The 23,929-nt window shown below is 41.7% G+C and carries 23 protein-coding genes and 2 pseudogenes; 2 read left to right on the top strand and 23 right to left on the bottom strand.

What is annotated here, in order from left to right; all coding sequences use genetic code 11:
• Nucleotides 1-124: 124 nt before the first annotated feature.
• From JCM16418_RS25965 to JCM16418_RS15300, 16 genes and pseudogenes are all read right to left on the bottom strand, one after another.
• Nucleotides 125-481: pseudogene (locus JCM16418_RS25965) on the bottom strand (response regulator); the annotation flags it as partial.
• A gap of 25 nt (nucleotides 482-506) precedes the next feature.
• Nucleotides 507-1,274, bottom strand: coding sequence for a hypothetical protein (locus tag JCM16418_RS15365; RefSeq protein WP_036650550.1), 768 nt, complete (start codon nucleotides 1,272-1,274; stop codon nucleotides 507-509).
• 22 nt (nucleotides 1,275-1,296) lie between these two features.
• Nucleotides 1,297-1,836, bottom strand: a complete 540-nt coding sequence (locus JCM16418_RS15360) for a PilN domain-containing protein (RefSeq protein ID WP_036650544.1) — start codon at nucleotides 1,834-1,836, stop codon at nucleotides 1,297-1,299.
• Nucleotides 1,836-2,906, bottom strand: coding sequence for a type IV pilus biogenesis protein PilM (pilM, locus tag JCM16418_RS15355; protein ID WP_052020344.1), 1,071 nt, complete (start codon nucleotides 2,904-2,906; stop codon nucleotides 1,836-1,838). Before pilM ends, JCM16418_RS15360 begins: the two co-directional genes overlap by 1 nt.
• Before the next feature lie 13 nt (nucleotides 2,907-2,919).
• Entirely contained in the window at nucleotides 2,920-3,678 is a 759-nt protein-coding gene (locus JCM16418_RS15350; RefSeq protein WP_036650542.1) for a prepilin peptidase, read from the bottom strand.
• 175 nt (nucleotides 3,679-3,853) lie between these two features.
• Nucleotides 3,854-4,411: a prepilin-type N-terminal cleavage/methylation domain-containing protein gene (locus JCM16418_RS15345; RefSeq protein ID WP_036650540.1), complete on the bottom strand. Its 558-nt coding sequence runs from the start codon at nucleotides 4,409-4,411 to the stop codon at nucleotides 3,854-3,856.
• Between the two features lie 51 nt (nucleotides 4,412-4,462).
• Complete coding sequence (locus JCM16418_RS15340) at nucleotides 4,463-5,677, bottom strand: type II secretion system F family protein (RefSeq protein ID WP_036650538.1); 1,215 nt, start codon at nucleotides 5,675-5,677, stop codon at nucleotides 4,463-4,465.
• Nucleotides 5,677-6,711, bottom strand: coding sequence for a type IV pilus twitching motility protein PilT (locus JCM16418_RS15335; RefSeq protein WP_256203060.1), 1,035 nt, complete (start codon nucleotides 6,709-6,711; stop codon nucleotides 5,677-5,679). Before JCM16418_RS15335 ends, JCM16418_RS15340 begins: the two co-directional genes overlap by 1 nt.
• A 13-nt stretch (nucleotides 6,712-6,724) precedes the next feature.
• Nucleotides 6,725-8,385 (bottom strand): annotated as a pseudogene (locus tag JCM16418_RS15330) (GspE/PulE family protein).
• Between the two features lie 50 nt (nucleotides 8,386-8,435).
• The gene (locus JCM16418_RS24715) at nucleotides 8,436-8,831 is read right to left on the bottom strand and encodes a hypothetical protein (protein ID WP_036650536.1); all 396 of its coding nucleotides are present in this window, start codon (nucleotides 8,829-8,831) and stop codon (nucleotides 8,436-8,438) included.
• The gene (locus JCM16418_RS26930; protein ID WP_081765464.1) at nucleotides 8,768-8,989 is read right to left on the bottom strand and encodes a pilus assembly FimT family protein; all 222 of its coding nucleotides are present in this window, start codon (nucleotides 8,987-8,989) and stop codon (nucleotides 8,768-8,770) included. Before JCM16418_RS26930 ends, JCM16418_RS24715 begins: the two co-directional genes overlap by 64 nt.
• Before the next feature lie 56 nt (nucleotides 8,990-9,045).
• On the bottom strand, nucleotides 9,046-9,507 hold the full coding sequence (locus JCM16418_RS15320; protein WP_036650534.1) for a carbohydrate-binding protein: 462 nt from the start codon (nucleotides 9,505-9,507) through the stop codon (nucleotides 9,046-9,048).
• Nucleotides 9,508-9,519: 12 nt separating this feature from the next.
• The gene (locus tag JCM16418_RS15315) at nucleotides 9,520-10,530 is read right to left on the bottom strand and encodes a DUF7305 domain-containing protein (RefSeq protein WP_158442438.1); all 1,011 of its coding nucleotides are present in this window, start codon (nucleotides 10,528-10,530) and stop codon (nucleotides 9,520-9,522) included.
• A 369-nt stretch (nucleotides 10,531-10,899) separates the two neighbouring features.
• Nucleotides 10,900-11,133, bottom strand: coding sequence for a hypothetical protein (locus JCM16418_RS15310; protein ID WP_036650530.1), 234 nt, complete (start codon nucleotides 11,131-11,133; stop codon nucleotides 10,900-10,902).
• A 150-nt stretch (nucleotides 11,134-11,283) separates the two neighbouring features.
• A complete protein-coding gene (locus JCM16418_RS15305; protein ID WP_148298827.1) occupies nucleotides 11,284-11,625 on the bottom strand; it encodes a DUF4870 domain-containing protein in 342 nt (113 codons plus the stop codon).
• 242 nt (nucleotides 11,626-11,867) lie between these two features.
• Nucleotides 11,868-13,628, bottom strand: coding sequence for a fibronectin type III domain-containing protein (locus JCM16418_RS15300; protein ID WP_036650528.1), 1,761 nt, complete (start codon nucleotides 13,626-13,628; stop codon nucleotides 11,868-11,870).
• 534 nt (nucleotides 13,629-14,162) lie between these two features.
• Here JCM16418_RS15300 and JCM16418_RS15295 point away from each other — a divergent pair.
• On the top strand, nucleotides 14,163-14,477 hold the full coding sequence (locus tag JCM16418_RS15295; protein WP_036650526.1) for a hypothetical protein: 315 nt from the start codon (nucleotides 14,163-14,165) through the stop codon (nucleotides 14,475-14,477).
• Nucleotides 14,478-14,556: 79 nt separating this feature from the next.
• On the opposite strand, the gene msrA is transcribed toward JCM16418_RS15295, so the two are convergent.
• The 7 genes from msrA to JCM16418_RS15265 all read right to left on the bottom strand — a co-directional run bounded on the left by msrA (nucleotide 14,557) and on the right by JCM16418_RS15265 (nucleotide 22,062).
• On the bottom strand, nucleotides 14,557-15,225 hold the full coding sequence (gene msrA, locus JCM16418_RS15290) for a peptide-methionine (S)-S-oxide reductase MsrA (protein WP_052020341.1): 669 nt from the start codon (nucleotides 15,223-15,225) through the stop codon (nucleotides 14,557-14,559).
• Nucleotides 15,206-15,334, bottom strand: a complete 129-nt coding sequence (locus tag JCM16418_RS26400) for a hypothetical protein (protein ID WP_256203059.1) — start codon at nucleotides 15,332-15,334, stop codon at nucleotides 15,206-15,208. The genes msrA and JCM16418_RS26400 overlap by 20 nt, the downstream gene beginning before the upstream one ends.
• Before the next feature lie 89 nt (nucleotides 15,335-15,423).
• Nucleotides 15,424-16,296 carry a carbohydrate ABC transporter permease gene (locus JCM16418_RS15285; RefSeq protein ID WP_036650519.1) on the bottom strand — a complete coding sequence of 291 codons (873 nt, stop codon included), beginning with the start codon at nucleotides 16,294-16,296 and terminating at the stop codon, nucleotides 15,424-15,426.
• A gap of 18 nt (nucleotides 16,297-16,314) precedes the next feature.
• Nucleotides 16,315-17,190, bottom strand: coding sequence for a carbohydrate ABC transporter permease (locus tag JCM16418_RS15280; RefSeq protein WP_036650514.1), 876 nt, complete (start codon nucleotides 17,188-17,190; stop codon nucleotides 16,315-16,317).
• Between the two features lie 47 nt (nucleotides 17,191-17,237).
• Nucleotides 17,238-18,569: an extracellular solute-binding protein gene (locus JCM16418_RS15275; protein WP_036650512.1), complete on the bottom strand. Its 1,332-nt coding sequence runs from the start codon at nucleotides 18,567-18,569 to the stop codon at nucleotides 17,238-17,240.
• A 146-nt stretch (nucleotides 18,570-18,715) separates the two neighbouring features.
• Nucleotides 18,716-20,263 carry a response regulator transcription factor gene (locus tag JCM16418_RS15270; RefSeq protein ID WP_036650510.1) on the bottom strand — a complete coding sequence of 516 codons (1,548 nt, stop codon included), beginning with the start codon at nucleotides 20,261-20,263 and terminating at the stop codon, nucleotides 18,716-18,718.
• 38 nt (nucleotides 20,264-20,301) lie between these two features.
• Entirely contained in the window at nucleotides 20,302-22,062 is a 1,761-nt protein-coding gene (locus JCM16418_RS15265) for a sensor histidine kinase (RefSeq protein ID WP_036650508.1), read from the bottom strand.
• Nucleotides 22,063-22,304: 242 nt separating this feature from the next.
• Between JCM16418_RS15265 and JCM16418_RS15260 the strand changes: the two genes are divergently transcribed.
• Nucleotides 22,305-23,879 (top strand): SWIM zinc finger family protein, encoded by a 1,575-nt coding sequence (locus JCM16418_RS15260; RefSeq protein ID WP_242403859.1) that lies wholly within the window; start codon nucleotides 22,305-22,307, stop codon nucleotides 23,877-23,879.
• Nucleotides 23,880-23,929 lie beyond the last annotated feature (50 nt).

Raw genomic sequence — 23,929 nt, 5'->3', positions numbered from 1 at the left:
GTTTAAGTTCAATCTGATGATTGAGTTCTTTCTGATAATTAAGCTCATTCATTCGGTTGAGTTCATGGATACGGTTACTCTCAACTTCGTGCAGTTCATCCAGTTTGTTCTTATCCACTAATGGCAGAACCTCTTGAATAATTTCATTTACGCGTTCCGGCTCAAAAGGCTTGGTCACATAGTTATTCGCACCCGCTTTTAATGCTTTGGAGATCAAATCTCGTTGACTCATCGCAGAACATATTAGCACCACGGACCTCGAATCAAATGCTCTAATCTCCTTTAACGCTGTAATTCCATCCATCTCAGGCATCGTGATATCCATAATGACAATATCCGGTTTTAGCTCTTTGAACATCTCAACCCCGATTAAACCATTCTCTGCTTGACCAACTACTTCATAGCCCGATTTGCTTAAAATATCCGTCAACATCAACCGCAAAAATTTAGTATCATCAACGATAAGAATACGATATGACATCCTAAGTTCACCTACTCTCTCAAGTTCAAGTTCCTGTCTTATCATTTAAAACTTTGTTTTCATCAATTACTTTGTTTTCGCTAGGCACCCTGTTTTCAATGACCGCTTTGTTTTCCTTAATAGGTATTGTTTTTCCACTTGGAGCAGGGAAATTAGCCTTCGGCAGTCGTTCCTTAATGCTGTTAAAATCAGGCGCATAGTATATTGAAATGGATATATTATAAGTGTCTTCATCCGTCATTGTAAGAGAATCGATCTTGACTATCCGTTCCAAGCCTTCAATGCCTAGAATAAAATTTTTAAAATCACTATACGTTGGAGATTTCACCGTCATCCCTAAGACCACTTTGCTCACTTCCGGCGCTCCGGGTTCGGTTCCTTGAGCAGCAACCGGAACTGCAGCTGGCGTAGCCGCACCCGTTTCAGCATTCTGCGTTTCAATTACTGGAAGCAACTCACTAAGTGCTGTCTTGGAATAGCTGATTCCCAGGTTACTCATGACACTTTTAGTAGACAGCTCCTGTCCCTTCAAATCCAGAAGTAACTGATCTACAAAAGGATCGATTGGAACGAGGCGCTGTAATTCCAAGGTATCAACCTTGTTAGCCTGTTGTAGATTAGCCTGCTCTTGTAATAGATCTAATGCTTTCTTATTTGTTTTAAGTTTGTCCTCTAAGTCATCCACTTTTTTCTGAGTAGGACTGATGCTATTAAAGTAGAACAGAAGCAGCCCAGACATGATCAGAAAACCCAACGCGACTAAGACGAAGATTTTAATTTGTTTGGCGTTCACTTCACTCCGTCTCCTTTCGCTCTCAAGAAAGCATCTCTCTTAAGGTGGATAGCGTATGTGCCTCGTAGAGTCCCTGGCTTCCATTCTCCTGCCTTGCTATTGAAATGATTTCTACCTTCTGTACCCAGTCTGCATAGGATAAATGATGGAGATATTGCGCTGTATCCTCTAGGCTACCGAATTCTGCCATAACCTCAATTGTCCCTGTATCCTGGTAATTGTATGATTTGAAAAATCCACTTTGGGGTAATGCCGCTGTCATATCGTCAAGAATTGTAGCCGTTTGAATGGGCAATTCTACTAATGTGTTCACGAGTAACTCATATTTTCCAACCTCAGAAATGGTAGCTGCCTGTAAAAGGCTTGCTGTTTCCATCTCAATCAATTTTGTAATCGTCTTCATTTCAGACTCTTTTCGATCTTGTTCCTTTAGCAAAGACTGGTACTGTAAAAAGAGTACACCACCGCCAACTAACCCAATTAACAATATGGCGACCAATACAATAACGAAGAAGATACTTCGCTTCTCTCTTTGGGGGAGTAGATTAATATTACTAAGCATTACACGCCCCCCTTTAAGGAGAGGCCTAACGTTAAGTAGTATTTAGGTATAATGAGTTCCTTAGACTGCGTATCAAATAGTTCATTATGAAACGTTAATGGAGTTTTGCCGAAGGTTCTCTCTAAATCACTCGCAATATCTTCGAGATACGGATAATCCCCTGTTAATAAAAAGGTTTCAATTCCATCATTTTGATGATTAATTAGGGAACTGTAAAAGTTAATCACACGCTCAATCTCACTCATCATGACGTTAACTTCATATTTTAGGTAGTCTTCATCTCCGACCCAACTTGGTATCGATGTCCCATCTCGATCCGTTCCATGTTCCCAGTTTTCAATAGCTAGATTCATTTTAAATTGACGAACCAGTAATAATTTATGATGGTTAATGATACTGACTGTCACGTCTTGAAGGTTGAACTGAATCGAAAGCGTCGTAGCTCCTTCGGGACTGGTAGTTTCTGAATCACCGTAAACCTTATAGAATAATCGATAGATCGCTAAGGAAGATACGTCCGCTGCTATCGGCTTCAAGCCCACACTCTTCAATATTTGTGCATACTCGTTAACGACCTGCTCAGGCGCTGCAAATAATAGAATTTCCTTCTTGTCTTCCTTCTCTTCCAGAAAATCTACGTCAAATATAGGGTTATCAAATGGCAAATGGAGGCTTGTCCCTAGTTCAAGGTACAGATGTCCTTTAATTTCTTCATCCTTCACTTCCAGTGGAATATCCACCTTCCGAACGATAATAACTGAATCAGGAACAAGAAACTGTACTTCTCTATTCTGAATTTTCCATTTACGAATACATTCTTTCAGAATGGATGCTAACCTGGCAGCGTCAATAATTTTGCCTTCTTGAATAATTCCTGATTCTAGAAAATGCTCACCGAACGCCGTTACTCCATGCAAATGTGGTCTCTTCGAATCAATATAGCGAATCACATGGTCCTTTAGAACCAGGCTAATCATTTTCTTCTTTGGGGATACTACATTACTTATTTTATGATCTTTACTTGTTTTATGATCTTTGCTCGCTCTTTTATTGGCTCTACTTGCTATCATATTGTCTCCTCCACTAGTTCAAAAAGAACTGGTAATACCACTCAATAAAAGCGTCCCCCCATAAATAAACCGTCATTGTACCCAGCGCAATAGCTGGACCAAAAGGCATGGGCTGTCCTCTGCGAACCTTTCCGAGAATTATACCGCCCCCTCCAATGATCGTTCCATAAAACGCTGAGAACAAGAACGCGAGTAAAACCCCTTTCCACCCTAAAACCAAGCCCAAAACAGCAAATAATTTAATGTCTCCTCCGCCCATGCCATTCTTGCTAACCAAAGCGATCAGTAGAAGCATCATGAATCCAGTGGCAGCACCGATGAACATGTTCCACCAAGGATTTAAGGGAATGAATAACCGCTCTACAACGAAAATCATTGCAAAAACAATTAAAATTTTATTAGGAATGACCATGTAGTGGATATCTGTGATAACGATCATCATAAGCAGAGACGCCAGGGTCCATGCAATAATCAATTCCGGCGACCAACCCATCAACCAGGCGGTAACCAAGAATAGCAGTGATGTAGCTATTTCAGTTACGGGATATACAGGAGATATTTTAGTACCACAGCTTCTACATGATCCCTTCAAGAAAATATAAGAAAAAAAAGGGACCAGTTCTCCTGCTCCTAATGTGTGTTGACACTTCGGACAATGAGAGCGTGGTCGAATAATCGATTCACCTTTAGGAACTCGTAAACCTACAACGTTAAAGAATGAACCTAGAAACAAACCTATCACTGCAGCATAGATGTAATAAAACGTAGCCATGGTTCATCCCCTTGTTAAAAATAGAACTCCCCCAAGAGGGGGAGTTTTTAATTGTGAACAGTTCCCCGAGTTACAATATTGGCATAATAATATTCATTTATCGTTGTTATAAGAATAATATTTTTCTCAACAATACAACTGCGTATAACCAGTTGTATTTCTTTTAGGTTGTTGGCTAAGGTGTTGTTGGTGTAACTTTCGCTACTGAAGCGCGATTCACATCAGACTCTAGTACGAAGGCTGCTGCTGCTCCTGTCCCTGTTCCTGTTCCAGACCCTATACTTCTTGTGGGACTAAGAAGATGAACTCCATAAGTCATACTTCCTGTTGACGTAGCAGTTACTCGTACCGCTGAGTAAGCAGTTATAGCGGTAGCACTTGGTACAGTTGCATCAGTAGTATTCCCAGCAGCACCTTCGCGCGTATAATTACCACGATCTGGATCTGCTACTGGTTCAATGTAGCCATTTTGCTCTAACCATTTTAATGAAATGTACACACTATTGCCCGGAGTTGGCCTAGCAGTATTGTCACCTGCTACCGCTATTTTTGCGGAATTAATCATTTGAACAGCGTTGGCAGCAGTAGCATCCTTCTTACTGTTCTCAATAATTCCCCCAATAGCTGGAATTGCAATCGCAGCAATAATCCCTAAGATGACTACAACCGCTAGTAATTCAATCAGTGTTAAACCCTTCTCATTCTTTAATGCCTGTATTGCCCTCTTCAACACATAAATTCCCCCTAATAAATGATTAATCTATTATAATGTTGCCACTATAACCTATTTAACGTGGTTGAAAATATCAAACATCGGTACGATAATCGAAAGTACGATAAAGCCTACGACACCAGCAAGAAAAATGATCATTAATGGCTCAATCAAGCCCTTTAATGCATCTGCCGTCGCATCTACTTCCTTTTCGTAGAAATCTGATACTTTCTCTAGCATTAAGTCTAGAGAACCCGACTGCTCGCCAATGGCGATCATCTGGGTAACCATGGGTGGGAAGATCCAATGTTGCTTCATCGGATCCGAAAGAGACTTTCCACTTTCGAGTGAAGCACGAGATTCCCTTAACACCCCAATCATTACCTCGTTCATAACGACCTTCTCTACAATGCTTAATGCTTCTAGGATGGGAACAGAACTTTTAAAGAGTGAGCTGAGCGTTCGTGTCATTCTTGCAATTACGGACTTTTGAACTAATTTTCCGAATATTGGCATTTTTAATATAGCATAATCTAGGTAATATTTACTATATGAGTTTTTCAAAATAATTAAAGCTAATACAATTAATGCTATAAATAGTAATATAATGACCCACCAAAAGGACTGCATCCAATTACTGATAGCTAAAACGATCTTTGTAATCGTAGGAAGCTCAGCATCGAACTGGGCAAACATCGTCGCAAAGGTAGGAACAATATTCGTTAATAGGAAAATAACCACGACAATGGCAACAATGCCGATAGCAATCGGATAGGTTAATGCAGACTTTACTTTCTGCATACCATAATGCTGTTTTTCGAAAAAGGTAGCCAGACGATCTAATGTCTCATCTAAATTACCAGTGGCCTCTCCAGCTTGTACTAAATTGATAAACATCGGTGGAAAGATCTTCTCATGCACCGCTGCTGCAACGGACAATGGCTTGCCTGAACGTAGTTCTTCCTCCACATTCATTAAGGCTTTACGTAAAGCTTTGCTAGCCGTTTGCTGCGCTAATATTCTGGTTGCTTCAACTACTGATATACCTGCAACGATCAATGTTGAGAACTGCCTCAGATATACTACAAAGTCTTGTGTCTTAACGGGACTTCCTATGGATAAAGAAACCTCTTTATTAAAAATATTACTTTCAAGTTCAATGATTTCAGAAACCGCAATCCCTTTCTCTCTTAACTGCACAACGGCATCTTTTTTAGCTGAACTCGTAATTTTTCCTTTACGAGATTTACCGGATCGGTCGCGCCCTATGTAATTAAACTGAGCCATTAACTCATCTCCCTAAAGTATGGTGCGGCAACCTCTCTCGTAATAATTTTCTTCTCAATTAATTCGGTCATCGACATTTCTAACGTATGCATCCCAAATGATTTACCAGTTTGCATGAAGTTAAAGATTTGATGTGTTTTCTCGTTACGAATTAAGTTGGCAACGGCATTGTTGTTAATAAGGAGTTCCGTTGCGACACGTCTGCTTCGATTATCAATCGTAGGGAATAGTCGCTGAGACATAATAGCCACAAGAACGGAAGCAAGCTGAACACGAATTTGTCCCTGTTGATTCGCTGGGAATACATCCAATATCCGATCAACTGTTGCAGGCGCGTTCGGTGTGTGCAGCGTTCCGAGTACCAAATGTCCGGTTTCAGCCGCAGTTATCGCAATTGAAATGGTCTCTAGGTCACGTAATTCGCCGACCAGAATAATATCTGGATCTTGACGTAAAGCCGCTCTCAGTCCGCTTGTAAAACTAGATGAATCATGACCAATCTCTCGTTGATTCACGACTGAGTAGTGATTATTATGCAAATATTCAATCGGGTCCTCTAGGGTGATAATGTGCTTACGCATTTTCTTATTCATGTAATCGAGAAGCGAAGCTAATGTTGTGGACTTACCACTACCCGTTGGTCCTGTTACGAGAATTAAGCCTTGAGCTCTCGTGGAAAGCTGCCTTAGAACCTCAGGTACATGCAGTGTGTCAAGCTCGGGAATTTGCGTAGGAATGAGACGCAGTGCAATGCCGACATGAGAGCGTTGATGATATACGTTTACACGGAAACGAGTTAAGTTCTTGATACCAAAGGAGAAATCTAGTTCCCTCTGCTCCTGAAATTGTTCCCATTGCTCCTTAGACATCATGCTCTTTGCCATCTTTACCGTATCTTCTGGAGCAAGCTTCTCTTCCCCATGCTGCTTCAATTCACCATTAATTCTCACCATAGGAGGTACATCCACGGCGAGGTGCAAGTCAGAGGCTCTATTCTCAAAAGCCATTCGTAATAATTGATCCAATGGTTCCAAATCACACTCACCTCTATTCACTAATTGCTACGCGTAATACTTCTTCCGTGGTGGTGTATCCTTCCTTCACTTTCATTAATCCATCGTCAATTAGAAAAATCGTTCCTTTGCTCACCGCAATATCCTTGATCTCCTCGATCGATCGATTATTCATGATCATACGTCTTATTTCATCGTCGATGACTAATACCTCATGCACAGCAATACGACCTTTGTAGCCGGTCATATTACATGTTCCACAGCCCTTGCCACGAGCTATAGCATTAATCTGCATACCTCGCTTCTCGAAAATCTCTTTCTCCCGTTCGGTGGGGGTGTCTGTAATCTTGCATTCCTGGCAGATTCGTCTAACCAACCGCTGCGATACAATTCCCGATAGTGATGCGGCCACAAGGAAAGGTTCAACTCCCATATCAATTAACCTAGTAATTGTGCTGATAGCATCATTGGTATGGATGGTACTCAAGACAAGGTGACCAGTCAACGATGCACGTACTGCAATTTCAGCTGTCTCCATATCACGAATTTCACCGACCATGACAATATTCGGATCTTGCCGCAGAATTGCCCGAAGTCCTTTCGCAAACGTCATGCCAGAACTCGTATTTACTTGTACTTGGTTAACTCCCTCTAGACGGTATTCGACGGGATCCTCAACCGTAATAATATTAATGTCTGGCGAATTCAATCTACTTAAAGCGGAGTATAACGTAGAAGACTTACCAGAGCCCGTTGGTCCCGTAATGAGCACGATTCCAGTTGGCTTCTCAATCATTTGAACAAACCGATCATAATTTGTAGGATGCAGGTTCATCCTCTTCAAATCGATTGCGGAACCACCAAGATCGAGTATACGCATGACTATTTTCTCGCCATAAACTGTAGGTAGTGTGGAAACACGTAGGTCAATGACGTTCAAATCCAAATTGATTTTGATTCTACCATCCTGGGGAACTCTAAACTCCGTAATATTCAGGTTGGCTACTATTTTAATTCGGGCAACAATGACACTTAGCATATGTTTGGGGAATCTTTTCTCCGTCCTCAATATTCCATCAACCTATAGCGCACGATAACTTCGGTTTCATGAGGGTCAATATGAATATCACTCGCCTTTTGTTGGACGCCTACCAGAATCAATTGGTTAACGAGTTTAACGACAGGGGAGTTTTCGTCCGTAGCGTTATCTTCTTCTTTTTCTTTGAAAGACTTCAGCTCAGCACCTATCAGATCATCCATATTGTCTACTAAGCCATAGTATTTATTAATAGCCTTTTGGATTTCTTCCATGGTCGAAATAACGACTTCGATTTGAAAGCCTGTGGATAGACGTAAATCATCAATGGCATAGAAATTCATGGGGTCCGCCATCGCCACAAATAATTTATCATTCTCTTTCTTCAGTGGAATTAGCTTGTTACGCTCTGCGGTTTCTTTGGAGACGATGTTTAATAATTTCGTATCTATGGGGTATTTAAAGAGACTTACATAGGGAATTCCTAGCTGAAATTCTAGTACCTCAATCAGTCTTTGCTCTGAGATATAGCCTAGTTGCATAAGCGTTTCGCCTATTTTTGGTGGTTTCTTTTCCTTGAGGGCGGTTTGCAATTGTTCATTCGTGATGAGTCCTGACTCAATGAGTAAATCTCCCATTCTCTTTCGAGGCTTGTTCATCATTTATCACCTATGATCTCATTGTATTTTGGTAAGACATAGTGACCATATTAAGGAGTTACTTTATAGGCAATTGCTTTAAATGCAGTAGTTCCACCTATTATAATGGCTTGCTTTTTCAATTCCATATTCAGCAATGACACTTGAGATTTCACTTCAAAATTACGACTATTCTTATGACCTTTGATCGTATAGGAAAGCCGATAATTGTTTACCTTGTTAAACTCGATACCATAGGTTACTGGACTGGAGAGATTCTCAGCAACCATAACAACCGTGTTATGTGCAGACGATCCATTGTAAATATACTGCTCAACACTTCTTCCGTTTGCGTTTACACAAATATAGCTAAATCCCGCAGCATAGGTAGATGGACAGGAAGCTAATAACGTAACATCGCTGGCAAAACGAAGCTTCTCTGTCGTAACATGTGAGGCGATCCGCACATTATCTTGCAGTTCACTTTGTTCGTTTGCCCGTTGATATGCATTGACACCAAACTTGTAGCAGAAAAAGCCAAAGTTAAGACGATTGTTAGGAGGACAATTACTGCTAATAATTCAATGATGGTTACACCCTTCTGATTAAGCCTAGCGTTGTGCATATGCCCCCCAATCTGAAACTTTAATCAACCTCTAGCAAACCCCCAACACTCTATAATTAATATTCGACCCAAGGTGAGCCAGAGCTCAGAGGTTTATTGGTTGCATCTGAAATGTGGGGACGAATACATGTGTAATTCTTGTTGTTGTATCTCACGTGATCATTCAATGTATAATTAACAGCTGCTGCCCACAAAGGCGGAGTAGAGATAAATACAGTCATTTTACTCCCGCTGGTTCCGGCAATAGGCTCGCTCACCGTCTCACCATGAAATTTGATTGCAGGAGGCCCCGATCCTGAAATTCTGTTAACCGTAATATTTCCATCCGTTCCTAAAGTAGCTCCTTCTATATTCTGCCTTGCGACAAGCATCTTCTCACTTCGAGTCCCAAATTTCGTAATAGACCTAAATCCATTCGAGAAAAGACTAGTAATGACTGTGGCCAGAATAGCGAGTAGAACAAATGAGGCAATCACTTCGATGAGTGTGAATCCTTTATCTTGCTTTAGAGCATTCATTCGATTCCCCTCCTACTGGCCACTCCATTTGACTCTCACAAACTTGCGAGTTTCTGTGATAAGATTTGCGATTTGGGAATCATAATGGATGTCATTACTTCCAAGCAACGTTAAATTCTTAGTAACCATAGCTCCTGTAAGATTTATAGCGCCCGTAGCTGTTGTATATTCAGCATCGGGTGCGTATAAGAGCACGCCATGTAATAAGAAAGACCCTTTTAATTCTATGGATTGCTTTACATGAAGAATTACTTTGTGAGCTGAGTATAAGTTATAAATTGAAAGGGAACCGTTACCCAGTATTTTATCTGCGTATATATGTATAATCCCTTTACCTGACCCGCCAATATTAATTACAGTTCCCGAAGCGGTGAAATTATTAAAAACGACATGCATTTCTTTATTATCCGGAACATTGATTGCAAACATGGAAGAAAGCGAATAATCCCCATAATATCCTGATTTATTTATTTCACTTCCTACTGATAACGGAGGCCCCCAGCTTGCTCCATTAGGGAAAGGAAGACTAGTCGGAAACGGACCTGCATAATTGCTTTGTTTATTTGCATTTATAATCAAATTAGAATTTATAATATTGCCACCTGCGGCTACCTTACCACCATTAACATTGGTGTTTGAATTCGGATTATTATCTGGAGTAATTTTAATATCATCTCGAACTAGTATTGCATGTTCCATATTTACAACTGGTGCATCTGGATTCAATGTTATAGAGACTTGATTTGTTACTTTACCAACTGTTGCCGTGGATTTAATAATGATTTGGATGGGCATATTAGCGATGTTTGGAGTAGGTGGGTCTATCTTTGAAACCTCTGCGCGGAAGGTGCCTTGTGTGTTATTACCTAAACTAATATCTTGCTTTAAATAATCGTTATTTAAATTCGTAATAGCTGTTGAAGTCAACGTTGCTGGATTATAATTGTCTATAATATACGTGGCAACGGCATCTGCTCCTGATTTGGCTATGTAAAAAGCCTGTTCTTTCTTCTCTTGCCACATGGTTCGGGCTGCTTGACTGGCGCTTACCCCAAGTAATGTCATCCCAAGTATCGTTAATACAGTTACCATCATTAGGACTATGGGTAGAGCAACTCCTCGCTCATCTTTGAACATTCAGCACCCCATTTCGTCATGTCAATCCCCAAAATAACCCAATTACAGACTGAGTATAACAAATATATACTTATTATGAAACAATCTTTTAAAATATTTATTAACTCCTATATTACGTAAAAATAGTGTCGAAATTAGGCGGAATACCTTTAAATTTGCATAAAAACACAGAAAGAGCACCCGCGTAAGGGTGCTCTTTCTAATTGTACATCTGCGGGAGAAATGATCGTCATTCTCCTCGCCAAGCTTAAAATATTACAATGATTTCTTGATGATTGAATCTATTTCACTCTTTAACAACAGATATCGGTGAACACTGCGATTAATCGGCACTTTAGTTAGATTATGTTTGCATACATACACTTTCATTTCATCTTTTGAAAGGCCGAGTGAATCCCCTGCTTCAGTGACAGTCAAGACTTCCTCGTTACTTGTGGCGTTAAATGTTTTTTTTACTTTTTGATTCCAGTCTTCAAATTCTACATTCATATATACACAACTTCCTTTTCATATCCAATGATCTTTTTTGACTGAACACTTTAATTATACCACAACCATGCAATGCTTTAATCTTAAATTATGACATTATATAAGAAAAACCCGCTTAGAGAGCGGGTTTCGTACCAGAATCATATAAAATCACTTAAGTAATGAGATGTTTCCTATAAGCGGAAGCTGTTTCATTTGTCCATTTGCTGCGTTCACAATACCCAATATTAATAATATGAAGATCGCGATATTTGCAAAGGGAAGCAGAATCCATCCTAGAATCGGAATGATACCAAGCACGAAATTGGCTGCTACCGCTGTTAATAACAGTAATAAACCCTGATTCGCATGGTACATTGCAAACTGAGAATCTCTTGCAGCAAGCAGCGGTAAGAAAAATAATATGTATGCTAAAATACCCATCGTTTTGTTCGTTTGCACGTCATTCGGGTCTGGCTGTGGATTTACTACCGGATCAATATTCAAATTCATACACCATCCTCCATCAAATTTTAATTTCTAGAATTAAGCTTCTATTCTCTTATGACTCTTTATTCTATGTATAAAACATCTAAATTTTACTATTTAAAACAATATAAAACAAGAAATTTATTGAATAATTATGATCTTAATCATTCGTGTACGGCTAAACTGTGCGGTAACTGTCTCAGTTTCCTAAACATCATGAAAAGCCCCCGCCCATAGGGGCGGAGGCTCCTGCACTGCTTTTAAATTTAAGGCAACGTTACTAAGAAAGGCTTAACCGTATTCGCAAAATTATAATTGCTGGTTTTATCCCAGTTAATGGACCACGTCATTGCACCACGAATATCTGGGTATTTGGCAACTGGCTTATACGTTCCACAGCCATTACCTGTTGCCAGACAGTTAAGCGCATTGTTCACGACACTAGGAGCGACATAACCTCCGCCAGCAGCAGAAGTAACGGCTGGAGTACCTAGTCCTAGTTGTGAAGGTGCAACCCACTGCAATGTCAAATCAGACAGTGCGGTGAGGAAGTTAACTGTTCCTTGAGAATAACATTGGCCATCACGACCTAGCATACAACCGGAGTTGTAATACTGCACGTTCATAACAGTTACGATATCCTTCAAGTTAGCATAAAGCTGCATATAAGACGTATTTTGGTTCTGCATATCGATGGTTTGTGGAGCCATCGTCAGAATAAACCCTGCACCAAACTGTTGCTGCAGCTGACGAACGGCTGTTGTTAAGTTGGCCACATTCATACCATTCTCTAAGTCGATATCAATACCATCTAATCCATACTGACTGATTAAACCAGACATACTCGATACAAAATTAGTTACATTCGGTGAGGTACTACCTAAATTAATATTTCCTTTCTCACCACCAATAGAAAGGATAACCTTCTTGCCTTGTGCATGCTTAGCGGCGATATCGCTAATTAAATTAGCATTCGTATATCCACCAAGAGCCGTAGACAATGCAGGGTCCACATTGAACGTAACTCCACCCGGTTTCGTCGGATCCATATCTGCAAAAGAAAGAGCGATGATATCATATTGGCTTGGTACATCACTTAATTTTAAAGCTGAAGAGTTGTTAATGAAATTTTGCCAGTATCCTGTGAGTACGTGCTTAGGTAACGTACCTCCACCACCGCCTCCACCAGAAGCTGGAGTTGTTGCACTAACGGCTGTACTTTGAGCAGAGACATTGCCTGCGGCATCTTTGGCCGCAACTTTAAAGGAATACGCTGTGCTCGCAGCAAGTCCTGTGACCGTTGCAGACGTACCTGTTACTGAAAGTGCCAAGGTGTTACCTTGATACACGTTATATCCTGTTACGCCAACATTGTCCGTCGAAGCATTCCAGGATAATGAAACGCTTGAAGAAGTGGTTGCGCTTACAGCAAGATTTGCAGGCACACTCGGAGCCTGCGTATCGCCACCAGCGGCCGCATTAGTTTGAGCGCTAATTTGATTACTGAAGGCAGATGCATTCCCTGCGGCATCTTTAGCTTTTACTTTGTACGTATACGTCGTATTTGCGGTAAGGCCTGTATTCGTGTATGAAAGTGTGGTTCCGGATACACTACCTACTAATGTTGTACCTTGATAAACATCATAGCCAGTTACCCCAACATTATCCGTTGAAGCGCTCCATCCAATGGTTATGCTAGACGCAGTTGTACCCGAGGCTAGCAAATTGGAAGGAGCTGTCGGTGCTTGGGTGTCCGTAGTTCCTCCCCCACCTTGAATCTGCTGCCACAGAGCAGGCACAGCAGGTGGCTCCCAACCTAAGAGAGACGTGTGTGGTTGAATGTCTTTGTAGGTATTCCCACCGTAAGTAACGGTATCATTTACAGCATAAGAAACATTAGGAGCCCATGCACCACGATCAGCTGCTGATACCATAGACGGCAGCAATCCAACAAATATAGCGGTTATGACCACAAGCGAAAGGGGTTTTCTGACGCCCTTCGCTTTTCCAGATAATAATTTTTTCATTTTATCGCCTCCATTATTTTTTCTTACAATCTTTCAAACTAACAACAACACCTCCTTTCCAAATCAAATACATTGCCTCACCTGAAATACCGTCGTGCTGGACAAAAGGCCGTTAGTATTAAGAAGTAGCGTCTATAAAAATGCAGTAAGCATAGGAGCATCGAGGAAACTAGGATCACTTAAATAATGGATCACTAGTTGGTCATAACGAGGAAGATACGTGAATAGATAAATGACATATAGAACGAGGAACAATAAAGATAGCGCTTACACAATGTTCATGAATTCGTCACATGTTTCTACTAACCTCCACTCAATTGTATTTAATTGTTAATTAATGGTCTATAGAACTATAGTTGCATATTTATATTAAATTTCAACTATTTTAATAGAAAATCGAAATAGGGCTCAAAGATTTCAAGTGTTTCTATTACTTTTAGCAGCTTATTACATACGAATATCGATATACAAAGCACCCATATCTAGGCATCTGAATACAATGAACAATAATCATCAACAGATGGAGGTGTTAGCATGAGCCTATCCCAACACGGAGTAAATCATAATATTTTGTATAAAGCTGATCCGAATGTAAGCCACACCATTACAAGCATTCGTGATCATATGAGCCATATTTGCAAACGGTATGTGAACCAAATGGTGCGAGTTGAAACTTTAGACGGGAATATATATGAGGGTGTGTTGGTGCACTGTGAACGAGGAATGTTATATATCAGCGTACCCTATCAGGGTAACCAGTTAGGCCAAGCAAGGGGTCTATACTACAACAACGCCATTCTGCCACTCGTATTGTACGAATTATTGGTGATCACATTGCTGTATACCTAATCCATCAGCCTCATCAGAGTAAAACGATCTATCATTCTGATGAGGTTCTTACTCATCAATGCCTTTAGGCTGCTGGCTTCTACCAGCGTATTTCTCGAATTGTATCAATTAAGATTCTTTGCGTATTCAGATCTATTGCCCACTGTTGAATCTCACTTATAATGCGTTCCAAATTTGTATATCCCTTTGCTAACCCATTTAGCCGGGCAGCCAGTTTCGAGTTCATTAAATCAGCTTGAGATGGATAGAGCGTATGTAACTTTTCAAGCGCATCCGGGTATCTTTTTAAATAATATTTCTGATGTCTTTCTTCAGCCGGGTAAAATTTCGAAAAAGGAAGAATTGCAGTCTCACGCTCTGCCTTTCCAAGTTCTTTAACCTTCTGTAATACATAAGATATGATTTCCTTCTGTTCTTCGTTATGATAGAGCACCAAAGACATGTACTGTCGCCCTTTATAATCATTAATATTCACTGGATTGTGGTTACTCCAGAATACATCGAGAATGTCTTCAAACGTAAGCACCGTTGGATCAAAATCAATTTGGACTGTTTCCGTATGATCCCCCATCTCGCGGTATGTTGGATTCGCAGCCCCGCCTCCGGCGTACCCCACTTGAGTTCTAATAACCCCTGGCAGCTGACCGAATAGAGCATCCGGACTCCAAAAACAACCCATTCCTAGCGTCACCGTTTGCGTAGGATTCTTGGAAAACAAAGATGCCAATTCATCGCTCTGTATATTCATGCTGCTTCTCTCCTTTTAATAAAATACATTGCCCCACCTTAAATAGCTGCTCCACAGGAACTTCTAATACCTCTGCAAGTTTTAAAGCAAGCAAAGCTTGTCCATTCATTTTATCCCAAAATAACAAAAAAGGGACCTTTAGGGTCCCCATTTAATCATTATCATTTATTAATCTATGATGCTAGTTTCATGCTACTCTTATCCTTTAATCGAACCCGCAACCATACCCTGCATAATTTGCTCTTGAAGAATAAGATATATGATAATAGTTGGGATCACAGCGATGGCCATGGCTCCCATTGTCAAGCTATAATCCGTTCCAAATCCATCTGAGAATAAGGCCAGACTCAGCGGTAGTGTCTTTAGAGCGGATGAGTTAATAAACACGAGTGCAAACGAGAAGTCATTCCAAAACCGTAAAAATGCCAGAATGGAGATGGTTGCTACGATTGGTGTACATAGAGGGAAAATAATCCTTCCAAAAACCCCCCACCAGCCATTACCATCAATCATCGCCGCTTCTTCAATCTCTCTGGGGATGGATGCTAAGTAACCGATCGCTAAGAAAATAGCGATGGGTAGCTCGAACGCCGTATACGGCAAAATTAGTGCGCCGTACGTATCTAGCAAACCTATTTTTTTCATCATTAGAAATAATGGAACTAACGTGCTATGAATAGGAATAAGCATGCCTGTTAGGAACAGGACAACAACAACTTTCTTAAACCTAAACTGAAATCTTGATAATACGTATCCAGCTAAAATGCCGAGCACAAGCGTCAGGATCACAGAAGATACGGTCACCAGCGTTGAGTTCATCATCGCTCGTCCCATATGTCCGAGATTCCATGCCCGAACAATGTTTTCTTTCATCCACACGAGTGGTAAGGAATACGGATGATTGAAGAAATCCTCATTGGTCTTAAATGCACTGATAAATAGCCAGTACAGCGGATATAGAGTAAAAGCCGCATATGCTAGTAGTAAAAGCTTACCGAGTCCATTCAAGCCCTTACCCAAAAAATGATTGCTGGGAGATTTCACGGTAGGTCTAGACGTTCTTAGTTCCACACTCCTTCCTCCTTCGCATTAATCCGCTTTCTTTCGAGTCAGGATGTAATTGATCCCGATCAACAAGGCGCTAATGATCATAATGATGGTGGACACGGCTGAACCGTACCCGTACCGATAGACACGGAACGTGTTGTTATACATATAGGTGGCAAGTAGCTCTGTCGATTGCGCCGGTCCTCCGTGCGTCATCACCATGACATGATCGAACGCCTTCAAGCTTCCTGAGATACAAAGAACAAGGGTAACAACCACCGTGCTCCAAATCATAGGCAGTGTCACATGGAGTAGCTTCTTCCACTTATGCGCTCCATCCATTTTGGCGGCATCGTCTATTTCTGGCGATATATTCTGTAGAGCCGCAATAAAGATGACCATATAAGGGCCAATATTACTCCAGTTAATTGGAATCGTAATGGCAAGCATATTCACATGTATATCGGAGAGCCAAGGGCGGGTCCAAGACCCAAGCCCTACAGCCTCCAGAACGGTATTCACTAGTCCGAATTGAGGGTGATAAATATATCCCCATATCAGTCCGACAACTACAGTTGAGAGCACCATTGGCATGAATACGGCAGAACGAATAATTCTTGTGAAGAACGTATTTTTGAGGAGCACTAATGCTAGAAGCAGTGCAATTGGAATCTGTCCCACAATCGCCGATGCAACAAGAATTAAGTTATTTCGTAGCGCCCGCCAAAAGATATGATCCTGCAAAATTTCGCGATAGTTACCAAGACCCACGAATTTAGTGGCTCCAAATCCCTTCCATTCGAACAATCCATAGTAAGCCGACCAAAAGACTGGAACAATAACAAACACGATAAAGAGCAGTAGGGCTGGTAGTAAAGCTAATGCTATAAAACTTTTACTTCGTAGAGCAGTAGGCATGGCAGTCTCTCCCTCCTTATGCCGACTCCTTGATAGTCTAGACTACGTTATGGGGTAACCGATCTTGCTTGCGCATCTTGTAGCTTCTTAGCAACGCTCTCTGGTGATCCACCTGTCATAATTTCCTGTAGTCCGTTATTGACTACTTCTGCTGCTTCCGCAGATAAATAAGCATCGTAAACGGGTGTAATGGTTGTCTTTTTAACCAAGTTGAATGCTTTATAGTAGAGTGAAGTTACTTTTGCTTTATCAATATCGGTGTCGTACATAACCATGGAGTTGCTCTCAGCAATTGCTTTTTGAGCCTCTGGACCACTTACTGCATAGATCAGCTTGAGTGCTGCTTCTTTTGCTGCACCTTCGGTACGTTTGCTTAATGCTAGACCACCACCAGCACCACCCGTAATGGTGTTCGCTTCACCTTTGCCTCCTGGAATCGATGGCAATACCGTAACATCAATATTTTTCATTTGATCTTCACTTGCAGAAGCCGCTAGATTCGTAAGCGTCCATGCACCACTAACCATCATCGCTGCATTTCCTTGAATAAAGTATTGCTCAGCTTGTGTATTATCAATACTGTTAGCTCCATCTTGGAAAGCTTTTTTATCTGATAGTTCCTTGAAGTAATTTAGTACTTTTACGAATTCTGGATCTGTAAATTTAGCACCTTTTTGTGCTGCTGCATTCTTAAACCATTCTGTACCTGTCACACGGTCTCCAAGCGCTCCAATAATGGTCGATTGAGCAACCCACGGTGCTTTATTACCAAGTGCAATTGGGGTAATTTTATTCTCATTGAAGACTTTAATTGCAGTCATCATTTCATCCCATGTAGTTGGAACTTTAACTTTGTATTTATCAAAAAGTGTCGTGTTGTAGTAAAGAATAGATGTTGCAGACATGCCGATTGGAGCGGTATAGACTTGCCCTGGTTCAAATGTGAATGGATCAAATGCACCTGGCAAGAATTTCCCTTTCCACTCTGGATTCTGATCTACAACTTCTGTAATCGGTTGCAACAATCCCGCTTTGTATAATTCTGCGGAGTGACTACCTGCATATACGAAGAACAAATCTGGAAGCTCATTTCCCGCAGCAACCGTACTCAAGCGTTGACGATAACCATCGGGCGGAATAGCTTGTGCATCCAGCTCTACATTCGGGTTATCCGCTTGGAACTTCTCGATGAGTCCTCTTACCGCTTTAGCGCGAAGGTCATCACCAGCAAAGTTATGCCAGACCGTAAGTTTCACTTTTTCGTCTTTCTTTGTTGTTGTTCCTTCTTCAGCCTTGTTAGTGCTGCCGCTGTCGCCGCATGCTGCAAGAATAAACGTCATGATTAATAGCAAAAGACTCATTTTACGTATTGATTTCATTATTTATCCCCCTTATTTATATCGAATGAACACGTTTCCAATTAGCTTCAATCAGGCACAGTTCATTCTGTATAATGAATAGCTTTAGTATAAGAGAGGAGGGTACCTACATAGGGGATATAATTCAGTCTATAGAGGGTTAAAATTCAGCACTTACCCCGATACTCCGAAGGAGTCTGACCCGTAAACTTTTTGAATAAACGATTAAAGTACTTCATATCTTCATATCCGATATGATTGGCGACCTCACTAATTTTGGCTGGTGTCTCCCTTAACATCGACATTGCTTTGCGCAGCTTAGCCTGTGTAACGAATTCAAGATAATTCTGTCCAGTCTCTTTTTTAAATATTTCGCTAAAATAATTCGGATTCATATGTACGTGCTTCGCTACCTGCGCGAGTGACAAGCTCTGATCTAAGTGATCCTGGATATAAACAACAGCGCGCTGAACAGGGCTAGAGCCCGAGACCATTAAACGATATTGATTCATCACATCTTCCAGATGATGATACAAGGTCTCCTCCGGCCTAGTTGCTAGCTCCCTCTTATCGACTTCTTCTCCATTGGACAATGAATTGGCGTAGCCTATGGACGTTGCGGCTCGCTCCAACCAGCGATGACCTGCAATAAGAAGGGATTGAAGGTAAGCCTGGAATGAGCCAGGCGTAGCCTCTTGATTCTGCTTAACACGTTCTACAATTGCTGCTACGCCTTCCCGCAACCTATCCCTGCTTCCTGCACGCAGTAGTGAAGCCAGTGCCGCTTCCTCTTCCACCGTACAGATCATTCGAATTCCTTTACGAGCGGCTATTTCTTCGTATCGCACATTTCGATCATGACCGAGTAACCACGCGTAATTACTGGCTTCTATTGCTGTATGAAGCGCGTCATGTATATCACGCATATCGGTAATAGTCCGGCCACAGGCAGCAAATGTCTGACAGCTTAGCATCTGCTCAGCCTTAAGTATGGCTGACTCTACAGGCTCCCACCCTTGAGGTGCTATCTCCATTTTGACAATGAGCAGTAAAGAATCATTCCACTGCAACCACTCGCAAGGAAGGAGTCCCTGTACAAATGTACCAAACACCCCATTGAGGTGTTCCACAGAACAGCTACCTTCCCGATATTCTTCTTGAATGGAAATGATCCAAATTTGCAGAAGGTGTTTACCTTTTGACATGCGTAATTCCGGGTATCTCTCTTCCAGTTCGATCAAGGTTTGCTCATCCGGGCGAGCAGTCGAAGTGAGTAAACTTCTTAGGAAACTCTGGCTTACCACCGTTTCTCTCGCCCTACCCTGTTCATCCGTCTGTTTACGCTGCTCCAGCCGCTCCTTTGCCCGCAGGGCCGCATGAATAATCTCATCGGGACGGCTCGTTTTTAACAAATAATCGCTAACCCCTTCTCGCATCGCCTGCTGCGCATATGCAAACTCATCAAACCCTGAAATTATAATCATTTCCGTATCGGGGTAGTCCTTTTTAACTTCATGAACCATATCAAGTCCACTCTTGCCTGTCATCCGAATATCAGTAAAAATAATCTCTGGACGCTCAACAGGAATACGCAGCAAAGCCTCCTCCGCTGAAGCAGCTGGTTCTAGGACAGTGAAGCCGCTGTCTTCCCAATTAATAACCGTACATAATCCTGTACGAATAATGACCTCATCATCGACAATCAACACTTTCATGCTCATCATCCCCCATTCGATTATTGTTGTACTCGTTCTTATGCTCCTTGTGATGGGATTGTAAAGAGGATCTGAGTACCCTCTCCTTCTATGCTATGAATGCGGAGGCCGGCATCTCTACCATAATGAAGAACAAGCCTGTTGTGAACATTTCGCAGGCCATAACCACCGCTAACGGAAGGATCCTTCTCATGAGTCGGATGCTCTGCTAACTGCGCTTGAAGCCATTCCAATCGCTCAGGTGTGATTCCGAGCCCATCGTCCTGCACCCTAAATTGGAGGCCATGTTCATCGTAACTAACATCAATGGAAATCTTGCCTCTTCCGTCTCGCTTCAAGATACCGTGCAGCATCGCATTTTCAACCAAAGGCTGTAGCAACAACTTAAGCATGTAATTGCCCTCTACACCTGAGCCCATATGCACCTGAAACTCAAATTTGTCCGGATAACGGATGGATTGAATGCTTACGTAGTTTTTGACATGGACCATTTCTTGTTCAACCGAGCAATATTCTTGGCCATTATTAAGACTAAATCGCAGAAAATCACTAAGCGAACCGACCATTTCGGCTATTTTGGCATCCTTGTTCATGAGTGCTAACCAATGAATAGAGGATAAGGTGTTATATAAAAAGTGCGGATTAATCTGAATTTGAAGCGCCTGCATATCCGCCTCTTTTTTGAGAGATTCATTCCTTTTCACTTCGTCTGTTAATTTAACAATACGAGAGCTCAATCTGTTATAACTCACGATGAGTTGGCCTACTTCATCAATCGATTTTACAGGTAGGGCAGGTAAGGGCTCCTCAGGACTTGAGTTTTTAAGGAAATTCGTTAATACAGACAAGGGTTTGGTGATCTTCTGGATGAGAAAAAGAACGAATATAATGACAAACAGGAGTGACACAAATACAGCGACAGCTGTCAAAATCAGAAAATAGCGGTTCTGTGAACGATATTCTTGGGAGGGGATAATACCGACTAGCTTCCAATTTACACTGGACATAGACTTATAAATAATGCTTTTTTTACCCGAGCCTTCGCCGTAATCTAAATATCCGCTTGAGCCAGTAAAGGCGCCCATATCGGGATAATAGGCAGACAAGGGAACATTCGTCTCGAAGGCGGCGGGGCCTGCGATAATGCGATTCCTCTCATCGAGCAGCAGGACGAAGCCGTCCTTCTCAAGAGATGAGAGCCTGATCTGATGAGCAATAATGGCTTGATCTAGATTAATTTGCTCTTTACCGATGAGCTTGAATTTGTCCGTGCTACGGATCGGTCTGGCTAATGTAATGACCTTACGCACGCCATCAAAGCTCCACTGCCGATGAACCGATGACCACCATTTCGGATGCTGTTGATAATAGTCGGGGTACGTCTTCGTAATATCGGTGAAATCCGAACCTACGATGGACTTGTGAGATATAGGTGGTTTAGAGCCTAAGGGTTCAATAATGATATTGGCAATGTAATCTTTAGAAAAAGCTAGGTTGTTCAAGAAATTAATAATCGTGGTCTGCTGCACGAAATCATTCTCTGGCGACTTCAAGTAAATCTGCACTCCGTTATGACCAATTAGAAATAAAGACATGTTCTCGACATCTTTCACCATCGTGTCCAAATAGACTTCTAGCTGCCGAAGTGTGTTCATCCCTGACGTTTTGGCTTTCTCTTCCGTGAATCCCTCAGCCATCTTATACGAAAATAATCCAAGGAATAGTAGTGGAATCAATGTTGCCATAATGATTAGAAGAGATAGCTTGTGCTTAAGGGACTTTCCGAGCCAATTTTTCATGTACACCCTACCTGACAAAATAAATTGTGATGTATAAGTTCATGATGATGTTCGTTCCTGCTATATTACTTAACATTCTGAATGCTGTAAACGCTATCAAATAACTAACTATAAAAAATGTTACTTATGCTATGCATATCTTAGTACCTGTAACTCCTCGTTATTCTTGTTTATCCCTAAAAACTGATATGATAGGTATAATCTTTATCTAGACTACACCCTCTTAGGAGAATGAATGAATAATGAAACCAACCCATACTTTGGATGATATAGAATGGCAACAGCTTATACAGACTGTTGGTGAACAATTTAATGATCTGACGATCAAACGCGGTTTTCAATATTTCAAGCAAGGGCGTGTTCACCAGCTGTCTACCCCAGATGCTCACCACGTCGAAGCTCTTGTAGATGGTAGCGAGGATTACCATGTCAAGTTAAACACCGAAACCCTCTCTTCCAGTCGCTGTGATTGTCCCGTTCCTTCGAGCTGCAAGCATATGATCGCTGTGCTGCTCGAATACGCTAATTTGCAAGGACAATCCGTGCATACGATTGTAAATGCGAACGCCAATGCCGAGTTCAAGCAGATTGCTAAACCCTTCTCATCGGCCGTGACGCCAAGATCAACGACGCTGAGTGCGAATAAGCTAGCGGAAATGTCTGCGAAGATAAAAGAGGACGCGAAGCAGCTATCTTCCATGTCGATTTCAGCATGGCATGATCTATTTAACCGCGCGATTGCGCCACTCGGGGTAAATACCCAAAATACGCATTATGTCCAGAATGCATTGTCTTCCTTATATGCTCTCAAACCTGACCTTTCACCCATGATGGAATTATGGTTCGGTCTGCATGTTCATCTATTTGTACTTCGATCACTGATTAAGCCCCAGCAGAAACAAGCGCAGCCTGCAAATTACCACATGGGGTATTACACACAGGTTGCGGCGGATGACATCCATGAAGCGGTAGCACGTCTTTTTACAGAACAATTTGTGCTTAAGGACGAGCCTGATCCATGGCATCGTATGCAAGAGACCGTCACTTATTTACGTAAGCAAATGTTGACTGAGCCTCCGAATATTACCTACTTCTCAGATGCGTATGATCAGCTCTGGCTAAACTGGATTCACCCTAACCTCCCGGACAAGCAGGTGCTTCTGGAGGAATTACACCAGTTGAAATCTGCTGAAACGGATTTCGGTACTTCCTTGGCTCGCCTTCCCTGGATGCTCGCACAAAGTCGTATGCATTTCTACCTCGCTCAGGATGAACAGGCCCAGATGTGGCTGCGTTCAGCGAATAAAGCATCAATGATTTCGCCTGCCATTTTACTTCGTTATCTAGATGCTCTATCCGAGTCTAAAGATTGGGATAGGCTACAGAACTGGCTTGTTAGTATTGGACCCATGCTAAGCAGTCATCGAAAGGATAACATGGCGGAGTATATGAAGCATTGGGAAATAGCTATTGCTCAACATCCTGAAGCTGAACCACTCATGTGGAACACCCTTGTTCAAATGTTACCGTACTCCAAGAAGATCTACGAAGAGACCCTACTCTCGCATGAGCGATGGCATGAGTGGATGGATTATCAGCTTAGTATCGGCAAAGAGCCTTTGGAACTTCGAGTAAGCGTCATGCAGCCGATTGAGAAGAATGCTCCTGAATTATTGCTGCCATTTTATCACCAGGCCGTTGAACGATACATTCTTCTTAAAATCAGAAGTAGCTATAAATCAGCCGTAAAGCTGCTCAAGCGGCTGTCAAAACTTTATAAGAAAATGAAGCAGGAAGAGCGCTGGGAGCTTTTCTAGATGCTTTTGCTAGTCGGCATAGTCGGCTGCGCGCATTACAAGAGGAGCTT

This window comes from Paenibacillus pini JCM 16418, from assembly GCF_000576305.1.
GTDB classification, from domain to species: Bacteria; Bacillota; Bacilli; order Paenibacillales; family Paenibacillaceae; genus Paenibacillus_AQ; species Paenibacillus_AQ pini.
The sequence above is the reverse complement of the archived record's forward strand: the minus strand, read 5'-3'. Positions and strand labels throughout refer to the sequence as shown.